Origin of the sequence: Arthrobacter crystallopoietes (assembly GCF_002849715.1) — a bacterium.
GTDB lineage: Bacteria > Actinomycetota > Actinomycetes > Actinomycetales > Micrococcaceae > Crystallibacter > Crystallibacter crystallopoietes.
Map to the genome: position 1 here is coordinate 2,300,968 of NZ_CP018863.1, position 14,664 is coordinate 2,315,631.

The 14,664-nt window shown below is 64.6% G+C and carries 11 protein-coding genes and 1 tRNA gene; 9 read left to right on the forward strand and 3 right to left on the reverse strand.

The window, feature by feature from the left end; translation table 11 throughout:
• Positions 1 to 361 precede the first annotated feature (361 nt).
• The 6 genes from AC20117_RS10790 (at position 362) to AC20117_RS10815 (ending at position 6,465) form a co-directional block, all read left to right on the forward strand.
• Positions 362 to 862, forward strand: coding sequence for an HNH endonuclease (locus tag AC20117_RS10790; protein ID WP_074699732.1), 501 nt, complete (start codon positions 362 to 364; stop codon positions 860 to 862).
• The gene (gene mobA / locus AC20117_RS10795) at positions 862 to 1,521 is read left to right on the forward strand and encodes a molybdenum cofactor guanylyltransferase (protein ID WP_074699731.1); all 660 of its coding nucleotides are present in this window, start codon (positions 862 to 864) and stop codon (positions 1,519 to 1,521) included. The genes AC20117_RS10790 and mobA overlap by 1 nt, the downstream gene beginning before the upstream one ends.
• 93 nt (positions 1,522 to 1,614) lie before the next feature.
• Positions 1,615 to 1,959: a DUF6457 domain-containing protein gene (locus AC20117_RS10800; protein ID WP_074703047.1), complete on the forward strand. Its 345-nt coding sequence runs from the start codon at positions 1,615 to 1,617 to the stop codon at positions 1,957 to 1,959.
• Between the two features lie 17 nt (positions 1,960 to 1,976).
• Entirely contained in the window at positions 1,977 to 3,137 is a 1,161-nt protein-coding gene (locus AC20117_RS10805) for a molybdopterin molybdotransferase MoeA (protein WP_236777506.1), read from the forward strand.
• A 33-nt stretch (positions 3,138 to 3,170) separates the two neighbouring features.
• Positions 3,171 to 4,079, forward strand: a complete 909-nt coding sequence (gene fdhD / locus AC20117_RS10810) for a formate dehydrogenase accessory sulfurtransferase FdhD (RefSeq protein ID WP_074699729.1) — start codon at positions 3,171 to 3,173, stop codon at positions 4,077 to 4,079.
• Between the two features lie 19 nt (positions 4,080 to 4,098).
• Positions 4,099 to 6,465 (forward strand): FdhF/YdeP family oxidoreductase, encoded by a 2,367-nt coding sequence (locus AC20117_RS10815; RefSeq protein ID WP_074699728.1) that lies wholly within the window; start codon positions 4,099 to 4,101, stop codon positions 6,463 to 6,465.
• Between the two features lie 14 nt (positions 6,466 to 6,479).
• Here the strand turns inward: AC20117_RS10815 and AC20117_RS10820 are convergent, their stop codons facing one another.
• Positions 6,480 to 8,636 carry an HNH endonuclease signature motif containing protein gene (locus AC20117_RS10820; RefSeq protein WP_074699727.1) on the reverse strand — a complete coding sequence of 719 codons (2,157 nt, stop codon included), beginning with the start codon at positions 8,634 to 8,636 and terminating at the stop codon, positions 6,480 to 6,482.
• Positions 8,637 to 9,043: 407 nt separating this feature from the next.
• Here AC20117_RS10820 and AC20117_RS10825 point away from each other — a divergent pair, with 407 nt between their 5' ends.
• From AC20117_RS10825 to AC20117_RS10835, 3 genes are all read left to right on the forward strand, one after another.
• Positions 9,044 to 10,111 (forward strand): LLM class flavin-dependent oxidoreductase, encoded by a 1,068-nt coding sequence (locus tag AC20117_RS10825; protein ID WP_074699726.1) that lies wholly within the window; start codon positions 9,044 to 9,046, stop codon positions 10,109 to 10,111.
• Between the two features lie 49 nt (positions 10,112 to 10,160).
• Positions 10,161 to 12,065, forward strand: coding sequence for an ABC transporter ATP-binding protein (locus AC20117_RS10830; protein ID WP_074699725.1), 1,905 nt, complete (start codon positions 10,161 to 10,163; stop codon positions 12,063 to 12,065).
• 127 nt (positions 12,066 to 12,192) lie between these two features.
• The gene (locus tag AC20117_RS10835) at positions 12,193 to 13,422 is read left to right on the forward strand and encodes an ROK family transcriptional regulator (RefSeq protein WP_074699724.1); all 1,230 of its coding nucleotides are present in this window, start codon (positions 12,193 to 12,195) and stop codon (positions 13,420 to 13,422) included.
• 400 nt (positions 13,423 to 13,822) lie between these two features.
• On the opposite strand, the gene AC20117_RS10840 is transcribed toward AC20117_RS10835, so the two are convergent.
• Both AC20117_RS10840 and AC20117_RS10845 read right to left on the reverse strand, forming a co-directional pair.
• A tRNA-Arg gene (locus AC20117_RS10840) sits at positions 13,823 to 13,896 on the reverse strand.
• 15 nt (positions 13,897 to 13,911) lie between these two features.
• Complete coding sequence (locus AC20117_RS10845) at positions 13,912 to 14,574, reverse strand: hypothetical protein (protein ID WP_074699723.1); 663 nt, start codon at positions 14,572 to 14,574, stop codon at positions 13,912 to 13,914.
• Positions 14,575 to 14,664: the final 90 nt, after the last annotated feature.

A 14,664-nucleotide genomic window follows, 5' to 3' on the forward strand; every position in this document is an offset into this window, starting at 1 on the left:
GGAGGCCTGCCGGCATCTGCCAGCGGCCCCAGTTGCAAACGCCGGTCCGCTCATGGCGGAACTGGATCAGACCGGGATCAACGTTTTTATCTGCAGGGCCGTCCTCCAGCGAGGGCGGCCCTGTAGTGGTTAAAGGGGTTGGTACAGAGTGCGCTCTTAGTCGGCGGTGTTCCCATCTGAGGAAGGCCGCAAACAACGTTTCATCAACGCCGGCGGGCACTCCGGCGAAATTTCGATGGGCGAATAATTAGCGCAGCGGGTGTGATTCCGCTTACTCTAACTCTTGTCAGTGTCGAATCACCATGACCGGGATGCAGCCGATCCCGCAGCCCCGGGCGTGGCCGGACGGACAGGAACGTGCATGCGCACACTCGTTCTGAACGCTGGATACGAACCGCTGGCGGTAGTGACCTTCCGCCGGGCGCTGCTTCTTGTGCTCACTGGTAAGGCGAGCATCATCGCTGAGGACGGTGAGCCTGTCGTCGGGCCCAATGACATCTTCGGTAGGCCATCGGTCATCCTGCTCAACCGTTACATCAAGATTCCCTATCCTCAGGACATGACAGTGACACGGCGGGGCGTGCTGCGCCGGGACAATTACGAGTGCGCGTACTGCGGGAAGACGGCCAATACCGTTGACCATGTGAAGCCGCGTTCGCGCGGCGGAATCGACAGTTGGGAAAACCTCGTCGCCTGTTGCCTGCGTTGCAACAATGCCAAGGGGGACCGGACATTGAAGCAGATGGGCTGGCATTTGCGCATAACCCCGCGCGCTCCCCGCGGCAGCCACTGGCGCATCCGTGAACTGGAGCGCCCGGCTCCGGCATGGAGCGAATTCCTCGACTCCAACCCGGCGGCTTGATGAGCCTGTCCGGATTCGACGCCGTCATCCTGGCTGGCGGCCGTTCCTCGCGATTGGGCGGCGAGCCCAAGGCCCTGCTCCGCTACAACGGCCAATCGCTGCTGCGCCGCACCTTGGACAACGTTCGAGCGGCCGGGCGCATCGCCGTCGTTGGTCCTGATGAGCTGCGCGTGGAAATGGATGCCTTCATCGATGCCGAGCCCGAAACAAGAGTGCTTCTCACACGTGAAGATCCTCCTTTTTCCGGCCCTGCGGCAGGAATCGGTGCGGCAGTCAACGCGCTGCTCGAAGGCTTTGCCAACGACGACGGCGGCGCCGCCCTCAGGGCGCCCCTGACGTTGATCTTCGCGTGCGACATGCCCGCATTGGGCACACTTCCGCAGCAGCTCCTTGACGCGGCCGAACAGAATCCGGATGTTGAGCTGGTACTGCCTGTGGACGCGGATGGCCGCACCCAACCCTTGGCGTCTTGCATCGACAGTGCGGCATTAGACGCAGCAGTGGCCGGATATGGCCCAGACGGGCTGGCCGGAATGCCGGTACGGAAGCTGTTCGAGGGGCTGAAATCACTGAAGCTCCCACTGGCATCGACCGCGACCGCGGACGTGGATACCTGGGATGACGCGCAACGCTTTGGCATAGCTCCGCCGGCACCGTAGCCTGAACTCATTATTGAGCTGTTCCTGCACGCGCTTTGCGCCCGGCGCAGGGCGGATAGAACATCGGAGGACCAGGTGGCCGGAGCCGAAGAAATGCTTGAACCTTTCGTCACAGAGCTGCTCGCAGCCCTGGAGATCGAGGACACCCCGGTAGACCTTGAAGCCGTCCTGGGGCTGGCCGGAGTCGCGGCCCACAGCGTGATCCGTCCGGCAGCGCCCGTCACCACGTTTATCGTCGGTTATGCCGCAGGACTCGGTGCCGCCACCGGACAGGCAGCGCCGGCCGTGGCCATGCGTGCCGCCAGCCGAGTGGCGGATGAAGTCGCCCGTCGTCACGCTACCGAAGGAGCAACCGGAGGAACCGGAGCAACCGGAGCAACCGGAGCGCCGGGGAACGGAAGCGCCGGGAACGGAACTGGCGAGACCGGACAGGCGTGAGGCACCAAGAACCCTCCGTGAGCTGGGACGAGGCGCGCGAACTGGCTCATAAAACGGGGCAGGACAACCGCGCACGCCCCGCGTCCATGGACCTGGCCCACTGCGTGGGGCTCACGTTGGCGCACGATGTCGCCGCCGAGTTTGCCGTGCCGCATTATGCCTCTTCGGCGATGGATGGCTGGGCCATTGCCGGCGCCCCTCCGTGGGAGCTGGCCCTGCCCGGAACGGCGCTCTCTCCGGGGCACGCGACCCCTGTCGTCACCGGTGGGCTGATACCGGCCGGTACCGAAGCGGTGCTCCGGAGCGAATACGGCGAGATGGAAAGCGTTGCGGAGCAAACCCTCCTCCACCGCCTCCAGGACGTTCCAGCTACGGAGCCACCTCCCGGTCGGCATATTCGTCCCGCCGGGGAAGAAGCCGTTGCGGGGGAGCAGATCATCGCGGCCGGAACCAAGCTCACCCCCGCGCACATCGCCATTGCCGCAGTCTGCGGCCACGACCAGCTCCCGGTTTACCCGAGGCCATCGGCAGCGCTCTTGCTGACCGGGGACGAAGTGGTTACGTCCGGTGTTCCGGCGCCCGGCCAGGTCCGGGATACCTTCGGGCCAACCCTGCCGGCGATCATCCATGTCCTTGGGGGCGAAGCTTCCAGCTCGCGCCGGTTGCCGGATGACTTTGAGGCCACCCGTCGAGCCATTCTTGAGTGTGGCGGGGACGTTGTGGTCACCACCGGCGGAACCGGGCATTCACGGGCAGACCACCTGCGCCGGGTCCTGGCCGAACTGCAGGCCGAGGTCCTGGCTCCTTCCATCCGCATGCGCCCCGGCCACCCCGCGCTCATGGCCCGCCTCGCCGACGGGCGGACGCTGATAGGTCTGCCCGGGAATCCGCTCGCCGCCATGATGGCGCTGCTGACCCTCGGCGGACCCCTGCTCGCCGGCATGACCGGCAGGCAGCTTCCGGACACGGGCCGTGTTGCGGCGGGAGCGCGCTTCGCGCCGTTGGATGGCAGGGACCGATTGATTCCGTATGCCATGACGGGGGTGGGCGCTGTTCCCGCCGGCCATGTCGGTTCCGCCATGATGCGCGGGCTGGCCAACGCCGACGGCGTCATCGTGGTGCCTCCGGAAGGTGCCGCTGTTGGGCAGGAGCTGCGTACCCTGCCGCTGCCTTGGTGAATTAAGCTGGCAGTAGTAAGCAAGGAGATTTTTATGGGACGCGTAACCCAGCGCCGCAAGGTGCTCAGACTCAGCCTCGACGGCCAGACCAATCGCCGGATGGATACCCTCGCCGCGGAAGAGCCGTTGGAAATCAGGCTCGGTGCCAAAGCCTTCAGTATCACCATGCGCACTCCCGGGGACGACTTTGATCTGGTCGCCGGCTTCCTGGTTTCGGAAGGCGTGGTCTGGGAGGCCGCCCAGCTTGGCGCTATGCGCTTCTGCGCCGGCGAAGACGAACAAGGCCGCCAGACCTATAACGTGATCGACGCCCAGCTGGCTCCCGGCGTCGCGCTGCCGGACACCTCGTTGGAGCGCCACGTCTACACCTCGAGTTCGTGCGGGATCTGCGGAACGGCGTCCATCGACGCGGTCACCAAGAGCTCGCATTTTCCGATCCTGGGGGCGGACACAGCCGATGCTGGTCAGGACACAGGGAACGACGACGGCGCGCTCGCCGGCAACGCTTCGCCGCATTTGCCGTTGGCGACGCTGCTTTCCTTGCCCGACAAGCTGCGTGAGCGCCAACAGGTCTTCGACCGGACGGGCGGTGTCCATGCTGCTGGACTATTCAGCTTCGACGGTGAGCTGCTCTGCCTGCGGGAAGACGTCGGCCGGCACAACGCCGTCGACAAGGTGGTGGGCTGGGCATTGCGGGAAGGCCGGTTGCCCCTGAGCGACACCGTCCTGCAGGTTTCAGGCCGCGCTTCCTTCGAGCTCGTGCAGAAGGCCTACCTGGCCGGAATCCCCGTACTGGCCGCCGTCAGCGCGCCGTCATCACTCGCCGTCGAACTCGCGGAGGAGTCGGGACTGACGCTGGCCGGCTTCAGCCGAGGTAACACTGTGAATATTTATGCTCATCCAGGACGAATTATCGGAGCCAAGGTCGAGATTCCCCTGTGACACGGGATACATTGGGGTCATGGCTCGCCGTGCACCTATTGATGACATAAATGAAGACTCTCTGGAAGTCCAGGATCCCAAGACAGCCGCTGCCGGCGTCAAAGCGGTCATGGTCTCCATGGAACGAGGACTGGCCCAAGCTGGCGTAACCCGGACTGTGCGCTCCATGCTCCGGGTCAACCAGCATGGCGGCTTCGACTGCCCAGGCTGCGCTTGGCCCGAATCGATCACGGGGAAGCGCAAGCCCGCCGAATTCTGTGAGAACGGCGCCAAGGCCATTGCCGAGGAAAACACCCTCCGGACCGTAGGCCCGGAATTCTGGGCCGAGCATTCCATCAAGGACCTGGAAGAGAAGACCGAGTATTGGCTCGGCAACCAGGGGCGGATCACCCAGCCGGTTGTCATCCGGGAAGGCGACACGCATTATTCGCCGATCAGCTGGGCGGAAGCATTCGACCTGATCGGCGAGCATGTCCGGGCGACGACGCCGGACCGTTGCGTTTTCTACACCTCGGGACGTACCGCGAACGAGACAGCGTTCATGTACCAGTTGTTCGCGCGGTCGCTGGGCACCAACAACCTTCCGGACTGCTCGAACATGTGCCATGAATCCTCAGGTTCGGCGTTGAACCCCACGATCGGCATCGGTAAGGGCACTGTCTCGCTGGAAGACCTGCACGAGGCCGAACTGATTTTCGTCGTCGGACAGAACCCGGGCACGAACCACCCGCGGATGCTTTCCGCGCTCAGGGAGTGCAGGGACAACGGCGGAAAGGTGGTGTCCGTTAATCCGCTGCCGGAAGCCGGACTGATGAAGTTCAAGGACCCGCAGAGCGTTGAGGGGCTGGTCCAGGGCGGTAGCCAGATTTCCGATGAGTTCCTGCAGATCAAGGTCGGCGGGGATCTGGCCTTGTTCCAAGCATTCGGCCATCTGTTGCTGGAAGAGGAAGAACGTGTTCCCGGCTCAGTGGTGGATAAGGCTTTCATCGAGCAGCAGACCGAAGGTTTCGAAGCCTACCGGGCGGCACGCAAGACCATTGACTGGGACGAAACCGAGAAAGCCACAGGGCTTTCGCGGATGGAAATCGCGAAGATCGCCGACCTGCTCGCCAAGTCCAAGGCAACCATCATCTGCTGGGCGCTGGGCCTGACCCAGCAGCCCCACTCCGTGGACACCCTGAAAGAAATCATTAACCTGCTCCTGCTGCAGGGCAACTTCGGCAAGCCCGGTGCGGGCGCTTGCCCGGTCCGTGGGCACTCCAACGTTCAAGGCGACCGGACCATGGGCATCTGGGAGAAGCCCAAGGAGTGGCTCCTCGAAGCTCTGGACAGGGAATTCGGGATTGAGTCGCCGCGCGAACACGGCTTTGACTCCACGGAAGCATTGCATGCCTTCGAGTTGGGTGACGTTGATGTTTTCGTGTCTTTGGGCGGGAACTTCGCGCTGGCCAACTCGGATACCGAGGCGCTCGAGGCAGGCATGAAGCGGGCCGGGTTGACCGTTCATATTTCCACCAAGCCCAACCGCTCGCACGTTGTACATGGCAAGACCTCACTCATTCTGCCCACCTTGGGACGGACCGATACGGATGACAAGCACCCGAAGGGGCCGCAGTTCCTGTCCGTGGAAGACTCCATGTCCGTTGTTCACTCCACCCGCGGACGCCTTACCCCTGTCTCGGAGCATCTGTTGGCAGAGCCGGTAATCATTGCCCGCATGGCCCAGGCTGTCCTGGGTGACGACCATGTTGTGGATTGGCGGGCCATGGCCGAAGACTATGACGTCATCCGCGACCATATTTCGCGTGTACTGCCGGGCTTTGAAGACTTCAATCAGCGAATCCGCAACAAGAATGGGTTTGTGCTGCCCAACCCGCCGCGGGATTCACGTTCCTTCGCCACGGATATCGGGCGTGCAAGGTTCACCGTGAGCCCGCTGGAATACCTGTCGGCTCCGGAAGGGCACCTGATCCTGCAGACCATGCGCAGCCACGATCAGTACAACACCACGTTCTACGGCTTGGACGATAGATACCGTGGCATCTCCAATGGCCGCCGCGTCATCCTCGTGCATCCTGATGATCTTAAGGAACTGGGTTTCGAAGACCGCGAGCTGGTAGATGTCATCAGCACCTTCCAAGGCACGGAACGCCGAGCGAACAGCTTCCGGCTCGTTTCCTATCCGACGGCACGTGGCTGCGCGGCTGCTTACTTCCCTGAGGCAAACGTCTTGGTCCATAGGGAATTGGTTGCACGTGAATCGAACACTCCCGGATTCAAAGCGATCACCGTCCGGTTCGTCCCGGTCAAGGAAAGCGAGACCGAGACTCTTGCCGCTGGGCAGACCGAGCAGGCGGATAGTGTTAGCGAGCTCATGCCGAGCTAACGGCCGCTTCACCGTCAGAATGGTGGTTCTTTTTCTTCGTCGGGTGGTTCCGGTGGTGGTGGTTTTTTGCGTTTGAGGCGGCGGCGGAAGTTGTCGGGCAGCGCGTCGAGGACCCGGTCGGTGAAGGACGGCGGCCCGGCACCGGTGTCGCCGGGTTTCGTGGTGTAGGTCTGGTTCCCCGGCGTGGTGGTGGTGAACTCGCCGGGCCTGGTCTGGGTGACTTTCCAGCCGGCGAGGGATTTGAGCCGGTGGTCCGACCCGCAGCGCGGACCAAGGTTGCCGAAATCCGTGCGTCCGTGCCCGCCGTTGCCATGGAAGTCGATCGTATGGTCCAGATCGCAGTCCTTTGCCGGGACATGGCAGCCCGGCGCCGTGCACGTGGTGTCGCGGTGCCGGACCGCGCGGGCCAGGTCCGCCGGCGGCCGGTAAGTGGTTTTGCCGTAGGAGAGGATGGTCCCGGTCTCGGGATGGGTCAGGATCCGGTAGAACGACGTGGCGCCTTCGCAGAGTTTCCGGGCGGCGCCGGCGGGGATCGGCCCGTACCCGTCGAGGGTGGCCGGTTCCTCGTCCAGGCCCATCAGCGTGAACACCGGCACGGTGAGCGCGACTTCGGGCCGGATCCCGGCCGCGGGCCCGGCCTCCATCCCCGCGTTCAGGAGCAACTCGATAAACACGTCCGCGCGCAACTGCCCCGCGGTGCGGGTTTCCGTCCCGGTTTGCAGGCCCCGCGCCGATTGGGTGAGCCGGTCATACGCGGCGTAGGCTTCCTCGGCGGTCACGTACGCGCCGAGGTACGCCATCCCGTCATCCGCCGGCTCCAGAAACACGCTGCGGCACTTGGTCTGGCGTTCGCGGCGCACCTCGATGGTTTCCGGGTTGCATTTCTCCCGCTGCTTCCGTGCCGCGGCGCGCAGTTCGCCCGGCGTTTTATCCGGCGCCTCGCCGAGCAGGGCTGCTTCGAACCCTGGTTTCGCGTCGTCCGGGAGGGTGTCGCCCTGCCGGGTGATCACCCCCGCGTGCTCCAGGTCCAGGTCCCCGGCGGTGAGCGCGGCCAGCGTGCCCGGGTAGTGCTCGCACAGCTCCTGCGCGGTCTCGTACCGGCCGCGGGCCTGCTTCTCGGTGATCCGGTACAGGCAGGCCAGTTCCTTCACCACGGACTGCTCGGCCAGCTCCTCCAGCCCGGCCCGGCTGGCCGGCGGCGTACCCGGCTCCCGCGGCGGCAGCTCCTCGACGGCGGTCTGCCCGATCCGGTGCGTCAGGCGCACCAGGCCCGCGTCCAGCCACGCCGCCAGCCTCTTGCCCGCGGCCAGCTGCTCCACCGCCGACCGGTAATCCAGCTCCGCAAACCCCCGCACCCCCGCCCCGGCAACCACAACGGTACCCGCAACGGCCGTCGCGGCATCGCCGTTGCCGGCAGCACCGGCAGCGTTCACAGCGTTGCTGCTGCCGTCGCTGGCGGTGGCGGTGGCGGCCTCAGCGCCAGCCGCGGCATTTGCCGCGTCATGTGCATCACCGGGGCTGGTGTTGCTGGCGTTTGCGGTGGCTTGGAAGAGTCTGAACCAGTCGGCGGGGGTGCCGGCGGTGACCCGGGCCAGGCGTTCGGCGTAGTACTCCGCGTGGGTTTCGGTGAACAGGTCCCCGGGCAGCCCCTCGAGGTCTTCGGCCGGGCCCCAACTGGCGGGGAACGGTCCGGACGGCGGCCAGCAGGCCCAGGATTCCTCGCGCTCCCAGGCCGCGAAGTCATCGATCCCGGCGCTGGCACCGAGATGCTCCGGCTCCCCGACCCGGGCGGGGACCTCCTGCCCGGCCAGCGGGTCCTCGCCGTAGGACTCCAGCGTCGGCGGATCCAGCACCGGGCCGCGGGCCTCGGCGTAGATCTCCTCCATGTAACCGGCCATCGTGGCATGCTTCGCCGGTTTGCCGGCCGCAATGTATTCGCGGGCGTGTGCCAGGCCGCGCTTGCGGTCCTGCGCAGCATGCAGATCCAGCCGCTCCAGGGCCTTGCGCAGCGCTTCCTGCCGCTGCCCGGCGGCCGTGGGCCGGCCCTCCTGCAGGCGGCGCAGCGAGAACCCGTGCTCCACAAGCCCCTGTGCCCCGGACTCCGGCCCCGCGGACTCCTGTCCGGGGCCCGGGGAACCGGAAACCGGTGCCGACTGCTCTTCCGCTGCCATAACCTCAGTCCATCATCCGGCTCTGACAACCAAGAGGGAAAATCAACGCATCTTCCCGCTTCCACGAAAACTCATTAAAATTCTTTCCCGCACCGGGGTTTCCCGAGCCCGGCAGGAAACACACCGGCGCGCACCACGCCGGGGCGGACCGCGCGGCGACGCTGCAGCCGGACCGCGGGTATCCCGGGAACCGCTGCCGAAAATGCGTTGCCATGACTCCAGTCCATCACCTGCCTCCGACAACCAGACCCGTATTCAGCAGCGTCGACACTAACAGCTGAAGCTTTTCTGATCTTTCGGATTTTTCCCCCTGGAACCGAGCGGCTCTGAACGGCCAGTGTTAGTGAGGTGCACGTCGTCGCCGTCATAAAGGGAATAGCCGCCTGTGTTTAGAGGTTGCGGCAGGTATGGAACTCGGCATCTACAGCTTCGGCGACATCCACCCCGATCCGCTGACGGGGGAGCGGACATCGCCTCAACAACGGATGGCGGATCTGCTGGAGCGGGCCCGGCTTGCTGATGAAGTGGGTCTCCACTATTTCGGGATAGGGGAGCACCACCGCCCGGACTATGCGGTCTCTGCTCCGGTTCCCGTGCTGGCAGCGGCGGCTGCCCAGACCAAGAACATCAAGGTAGGCTCCGCGGTCACGGTATTGAGTACTGAGGACCCAGTCCGCGTCTACCAGCAGTTTGCCACGCTGGATCTGCTGTCCGGCGGCCGCGCCGAGCTGACCGCCGGCCGTGGTTCCTTCATCGAGTCCTACCCGCTCTTCGGCGCCGCTTTGGCCGACTACGACGAGCTGTACGAGGAGAAAATCGCTCTGCTGCTCCAGCTGGACGAGCAGGAAGAGGTCACTTGGAGCGGAAAGTTCCGGCCCGCGCTCGACAACGCCAGAATCCTGCCCAGGCCGTCCGGCCTTCCCACCGGCAAACGGACCGGCAAACCCGGCGCTGGCCAGCTGGATATCTGGATCGCCACCGGCGGCACGCCCGCGTCGACAGGCCGCGCTGCCACGCTGGGCAAGAACGTCATCTATGCGTTGCTGGGCGGCACCGTCCACAGCTTCGCACAGCACGCACAGCTCTACCGCACCGAAGCCGCAAAGGCGGGGCACGACGTCGGACGTCTGAAAGTGGGGGTCAGCAGCACCGGCCTGGTGGCGCGGGAGGATGCGGCGGACAAGTTCTATCCCCATTGGCTGGACTCGCTCACCCGGATTGCGGCCGAGCGCGGGTTCTCCAAGCCCAGCCGCGTCAGCTACAACATGCAGGCGGCGCGGTCCGGCGGCATCTACGTGGGGAACCCTGAGGAGGTGGCCGAGAAGCTGGTGCTGACCCACCAGTACATGCAGCACGACCGGCACATCCTGCAGATGGACCTGTCCTCCGTGCCGCAGAAAACCGTCCTGGAATCCATCGAGCTGCTCGGAACCGAGGTGTTGCCGCTGGTGCAACGCGAGCTCGCGCCGGAATAAGACCTAGGCTGTATTAGTACATTCGTTCCCAGTTTCAAAAGGAGTCAGCATGTCCATGGAAGGGGCGGCGTGGAGTTCGCTGTACCGGCTTTCCATGTCGGACAAGGCCAAGCACGGGTTCTCCAAGAAGACCGTCAAACGTACCCTGGCGTTCGCAGCGCCCTACAAGGGCAAGCTGATCTTCTTTGTCATCGTGTCCATCATCTCGGCCGCTTTGGCGGTTGCGACGCCGGTTCTCGCCGGCCAGGTGATCGACGCGATTGTGGCGAAGACAAGTATTGAGACGATCGTCTGGCTGGCCGTCATTATCGCCATCGTCGCGATTGCGGACGCGGCGCTGAGCATGGTGACCCGTTGGGTTTCCTCCGGCCTGGGCGAAGACGTCATCCTGGACCTGCGCACGGCGGTGTTCGACCATGTGCAGAAAATGCCGATTGCGTTCTTCACCCGCACACGCACCGGGGCGCTGGTCAGCCGACTGAACAACGACGTGATCGGTGCCCAGCGCGCCTTCGCCGGCACACTTTCCGGCGTCGTCAGTAATTTTGTGGCCCTGGTGCTGACGCTGATTGTCATGCTCAATACGTCCTGGCAGGTGACGCTGCTGGCGCTGGTCATGCTGCCGATTTTCCTGCTGCCGGCCAGGCAGATGGGGTCGCGCTTGGCGGAGATGCGCCGCGAGGCCGCCAACCACAACTCAGCGATGAGCACGCAGATGACGGAGCGTTTTTCCGCCCCCGGCGCCACGTTGGTCAAGCTTTTCGGCCGGCCCGAGGCGGAGTCTCGGGAGTTCAAGGTCCGGGCCGAGCGGGTGCGCAACATCGGCATCAAATCCGCGGTACTGCAGTGGACCTTCGTGACCGCACTGACCCTGGTCTCTGCGCTGGCGCTGGCACTGGTTTACGGTCTCGGCGGGTTCTACGCCATCATCGGCCGGCTCGATCCGGGGGACGTGGTGGTGCTGGCGCTGCTGTTGACCCGGCTATACGCGCCGTTGACCGCGCTGGCCAATGCGCGCGTGGAGATCGCCAGCGCCCTAGTCAGCTTTGAGCGGGTCTTCGAGGTGCTGGACCTGGATCCGCTGATCAAGGAAAAGCCCGACGCCGGTGCCGTCCCGCCGGGGCCGGTCACCGTTGAGTTCAAGGACGTCCGTTTTGCCTACCCGTCAGCCGACAAGGTTTCGCTGGCGTCGCTGGAAGAGGTCGCCACGTTGGACACCCGCGGCGGCGAGGAAGTCCTGCACGGCATCAACTTCAAGGTGGAGCCGGGGCAGACCCTGGCGCTTGTGGGGTCTTCCGGTGCGGGCAAGTCCACCATCGCCTCCCTGCTGGCCAGGTTGTACGACGTTGACTCCGGCTCCGTGGAACTCTCCGGCGTTGACCTTCGTGATCTGAGCTTCGATTCGATCCGCTCCACCATCGGGCTGGTGACTCAGGACGGACACCTGTTCCACGACACCATCCGGGGCAACCTCACGCTGGCCCGCCCGGAGGCTTCCGACGAGGAGATCTGGGACGTGCTGCGCCGGGCTAGGCTCGAGCCGATGGTCCGGTCCCTGCCGGATGGTCTGGAGACCATGGTGGGGGAGCGCGGCTACCGGCTGTCCGGCGGTGAGCGCCAGCGGATGACCATCGCTCGGCTGCTGATCGCCCATCCGCAGGTGGTCATCCTGGACGAGGCAACCGCCGCGCTGGATTCGACCAACGAAGCCGCGGTACAGGCTGCCTTGACCGAGGCACTCGAGGGGCGCACCGCCGTCGTTATTGCGCACCGGCTGTCCACCATCCGTTCCGCGGACCAGATCCTGGTGGTCGAGGGCGGCGAAATTGTGGAACGGGGCAGCCACCTTGAACTGCTGGCGCGCAGCGGGCGGTACGCAGAGCTGTACCGGACGCAGTTCCGCACTGAAACGACTGAAACGCCTGAACCGACCGAAACGCCTGCCGTGCCCTGAGCCGCAAGGCCCACCGTGCCCTGAGCGGCGCGCGGTATTTTTTATCAGTGCTATCCGGTCCGTCATTCGTTACAGTGTCATAGGTTGACCTAAGTCACAGCAGAGTTTTGGGGAGCAGGGCTCATTAATGCAGCGCGGTAGTAATCTTGGCCGTCTTGGCGGCTACAACCAGGCGGTGATCCTGGATGCGATCCGCCGCGCACCCGAAGGCATCGCCCGGGTCGAGCTGGTGGAGCGCACGGGCCTGTCGCCGCAGACCATTTCCAATGTAGTGCGCCGCCTGGTCGACGACGGCCTGGTCCGGGAAGACCGCAAGACGGTTTCCGGGCCGGGCAAACCCCGGACGGTGCTGGAGTTGGAGGTGTCCAGCCGCATTGCCATCGGCATCCACCTGGATCCTGCCGTCATGACCGTGGTGGCCCTGAACCTGCACGGCGAGGTTGTGGCCAGTACGGACCACCGGATGCCGGGGGTTGGTGAACCTGACGGCATAGTGTCCCAAATGGCTGACGCCGTCGAGACCCTGATTGCCACCGCACGGCTGGATCGCAAGCGGATCCTGGGCGTGGGGCTTGCCGCGCCGGGGCCCATCGATGGCATCGAGGGCATGATGGTTTCGCCGCCGATGCTGCCTGGCTGGGATAGGGTGCCGCTGCGGGAACCGCTGGAAGAATTGATCGATCTGCCGGTGTGGCTGGACAAGGACGTGACGGCGGCCGCAGTTGCCGAGCTCTGGGCGAGCGATAGGGACGCGCCCTCCAGCTTTGCCTTCATCTACCTGGGCACCGGACTTGGTGCCGGTGTGGTGCTGCAGAACGAGGTGCAGCACGGTTCCTCCGGAAACATCGGCGAGATCGGGCATTTCCCGGTGCCGGACGAAGTGCCGCTGTGCGAATGCGGCCGGCGGAACTGCATCGGCATGAGCCTGAATTTCGTGACACTCATCCGGCAGGGCATCGAAGCCGGGATCTTCCCCAAGAACCACGACGAGCAGGGACTGGACGGGACAACTGCGGCTATTTTCGAGCTGACCAGCATGGCCGGAGCGGGCAACGCCGAAGCGCAGGCCATCGTGAACCGGGCGGCGCGGAATCTTGCGTTCGTCGTGGCACAGGTGGCCAACGTGCTCGACGTCCAGCGGATCATCTTTGGCGGGCCGCTCTGGGATGGCCTTGCCGGTGTCGGCCTACCGCCGCTGCGCGAGGAGATCCAGAAGCACTTCGTGGCGAAGGACATCCACCAGCTCGAAGTGGTGGGATCGGACCTCGGCGAGCAGGTGGGGGCCATCGGCGGAGCATGCCTGGTGCTGGACCAAGCCTTCTCACCCAAGACCCGTGGACTCTTGCTGGAGACGTAAAAAAACGTCATAAAGTGTATTTGACGTCACATATCGCGAAATTGACCCGGGTTAATCAATTGTTCACCCACTGGGCTTGATTTAGTCCATCGTATGGATAAACATGGTTAGTGACGGCAGGCGTTCGTATGATCGCGCCAACTCTTGGAATGAACGGTCCAAGAGCGGGCGGGGCCCTGGGGAGGGGCGCGTGCCGTCAACCAAGTAGGACAACAGCGATCGCGAGTAGTTCCGGCGAACGGGAAGAAGCCCGGGACTGCAACTTCTCTTTTGAGGTTCTCGCAGTTGAAATGCTTTGGGATGCACCAAATGCGGTAGCCGCCGGCTGCGCATCCGTGGGGGGATGCGCAGACGGCGGCTTTCCTGCTTAACTACGGCACCAGCGGTGGTTTTGCGAGAGTGCCCCTGGCCGGAATCGAACCGACGGCCTACCCTTTAGGAGAGGGTCGCTCTATCCAACTGAGCTACAGAGGCGCGGACCTATCCAGCTTACCCTTTTGCCGCCGTCGTTGTTTCATTCTGTTTCCGGCGTGGTCCGCGGAAAACCGCGTAAAGAGCAGCCAGGATGCTCAGGCCGAACAGCACGGATTTCGCGACCGTGAGGAAGCTGGCCAGCGATGCGTCGCCTACCGGATCCGTGCTCATGATCGAGTCCAGCACCCAGTTCTCGGCCAGGTCGGCAATGACATACAGCAGTACGGGCGCCCAGCAGAGCCAGCGGAGCAGCCCGCGTTTGAGTTGCTGGCCGATCAGCAGCAGCCAGGTGAAGCCGAACAGCAGCGGGAAGATCGTGTCGGCGGTTTTGTGCCAGTAGTTGTATTGGCCGGCGCCGTCCTCGCCGAAGGCGGTGCGCACGTCCTGCACGTACTCGGTGCTGTAACCGGTGACCAACGTGTCCGGCATGGCGAGGCCGCCGGTCAGCTGCTGGAACTGCGGCATGATCAGGATGAACGAGTACCCGAACAGGAACGCCGAGGCCACCGCGCCGGCGATGACGATCATGTTGGCGTTGCCTGCCGCCTTGGCCGGCGTGCGGCCAGTGCTCGGATTGACGACGCCGGATCCTGGCTTTGTGGAGGAAGGGTCACCAGTGCGGGCGTCGGCTGCTGCGGGACCGTGCTTGCGGAGGCGCTGCGCGCGGGACTTGGACATATCTCCATTATGGCCCCGGGCGGCGACGCACCTTCGAGCTAGGCCGAGGGCGAATCCGGCACCGAGTGTCAGCGGTGGCTAATAGACTGG

Bases quoted from the DNA above. Each gene is read 5' to 3' on its own strand.
- AC20117_RS10790 (WP_074699732.1), top strand. From the start codon at position 362: ATGCGCACACTCGTTCTGAACGCTGGATACGAACCGCTGGCGGTAGTG.
- mobA (WP_074699731.1), top strand. From the start codon at position 862: ATGAGCCTGTCCGGATTCGACGCCGTCATCCTGGCTGGCGGCCGTTCC.
- AC20117_RS10800 (WP_074703047.1), top strand. From the start codon at position 1,615: ATGCTTGAACCTTTCGTCACAGAGCTGCTCGCAGCCCTGGAGATCGAG.
- fdhD (WP_074699729.1), top strand. From the start codon at position 3,171: ATGGGACGCGTAACCCAGCGCCGCAAGGTGCTCAGACTCAGCCTCGAC.
- AC20117_RS10815 (WP_074699728.1), top strand. From the start codon at position 4,099: ATGGCTCGCCGTGCACCTATTGATGACATAAATGAAGACTCTCTGGAA.
- AC20117_RS10820 (WP_074699727.1), bottom strand. From the start codon at position 8,636: ATGGCAGCGGAAGAGCAGTCGGCACCGGTTTCCGGTTCCCCGGGCCCC.
- AC20117_RS10825 (WP_074699726.1), top strand. From the start codon at position 9,044: ATGGAACTCGGCATCTACAGCTTCGGCGACATCCACCCCGATCCGCTG.
- AC20117_RS10830 (WP_074699725.1), top strand. From the start codon at position 10,161: ATGTCCATGGAAGGGGCGGCGTGGAGTTCGCTGTACCGGCTTTCCATG.
- AC20117_RS10835 (WP_074699724.1), top strand. From the start codon at position 12,193: ATGCAGCGCGGTAGTAATCTTGGCCGTCTTGGCGGCTACAACCAGGCG.
- AC20117_RS10845 (WP_074699723.1), bottom strand. From the start codon at position 14,574: ATGTCCAAGTCCCGCGCGCAGCGCCTCCGCAAGCACGGTCCCGCAGCA.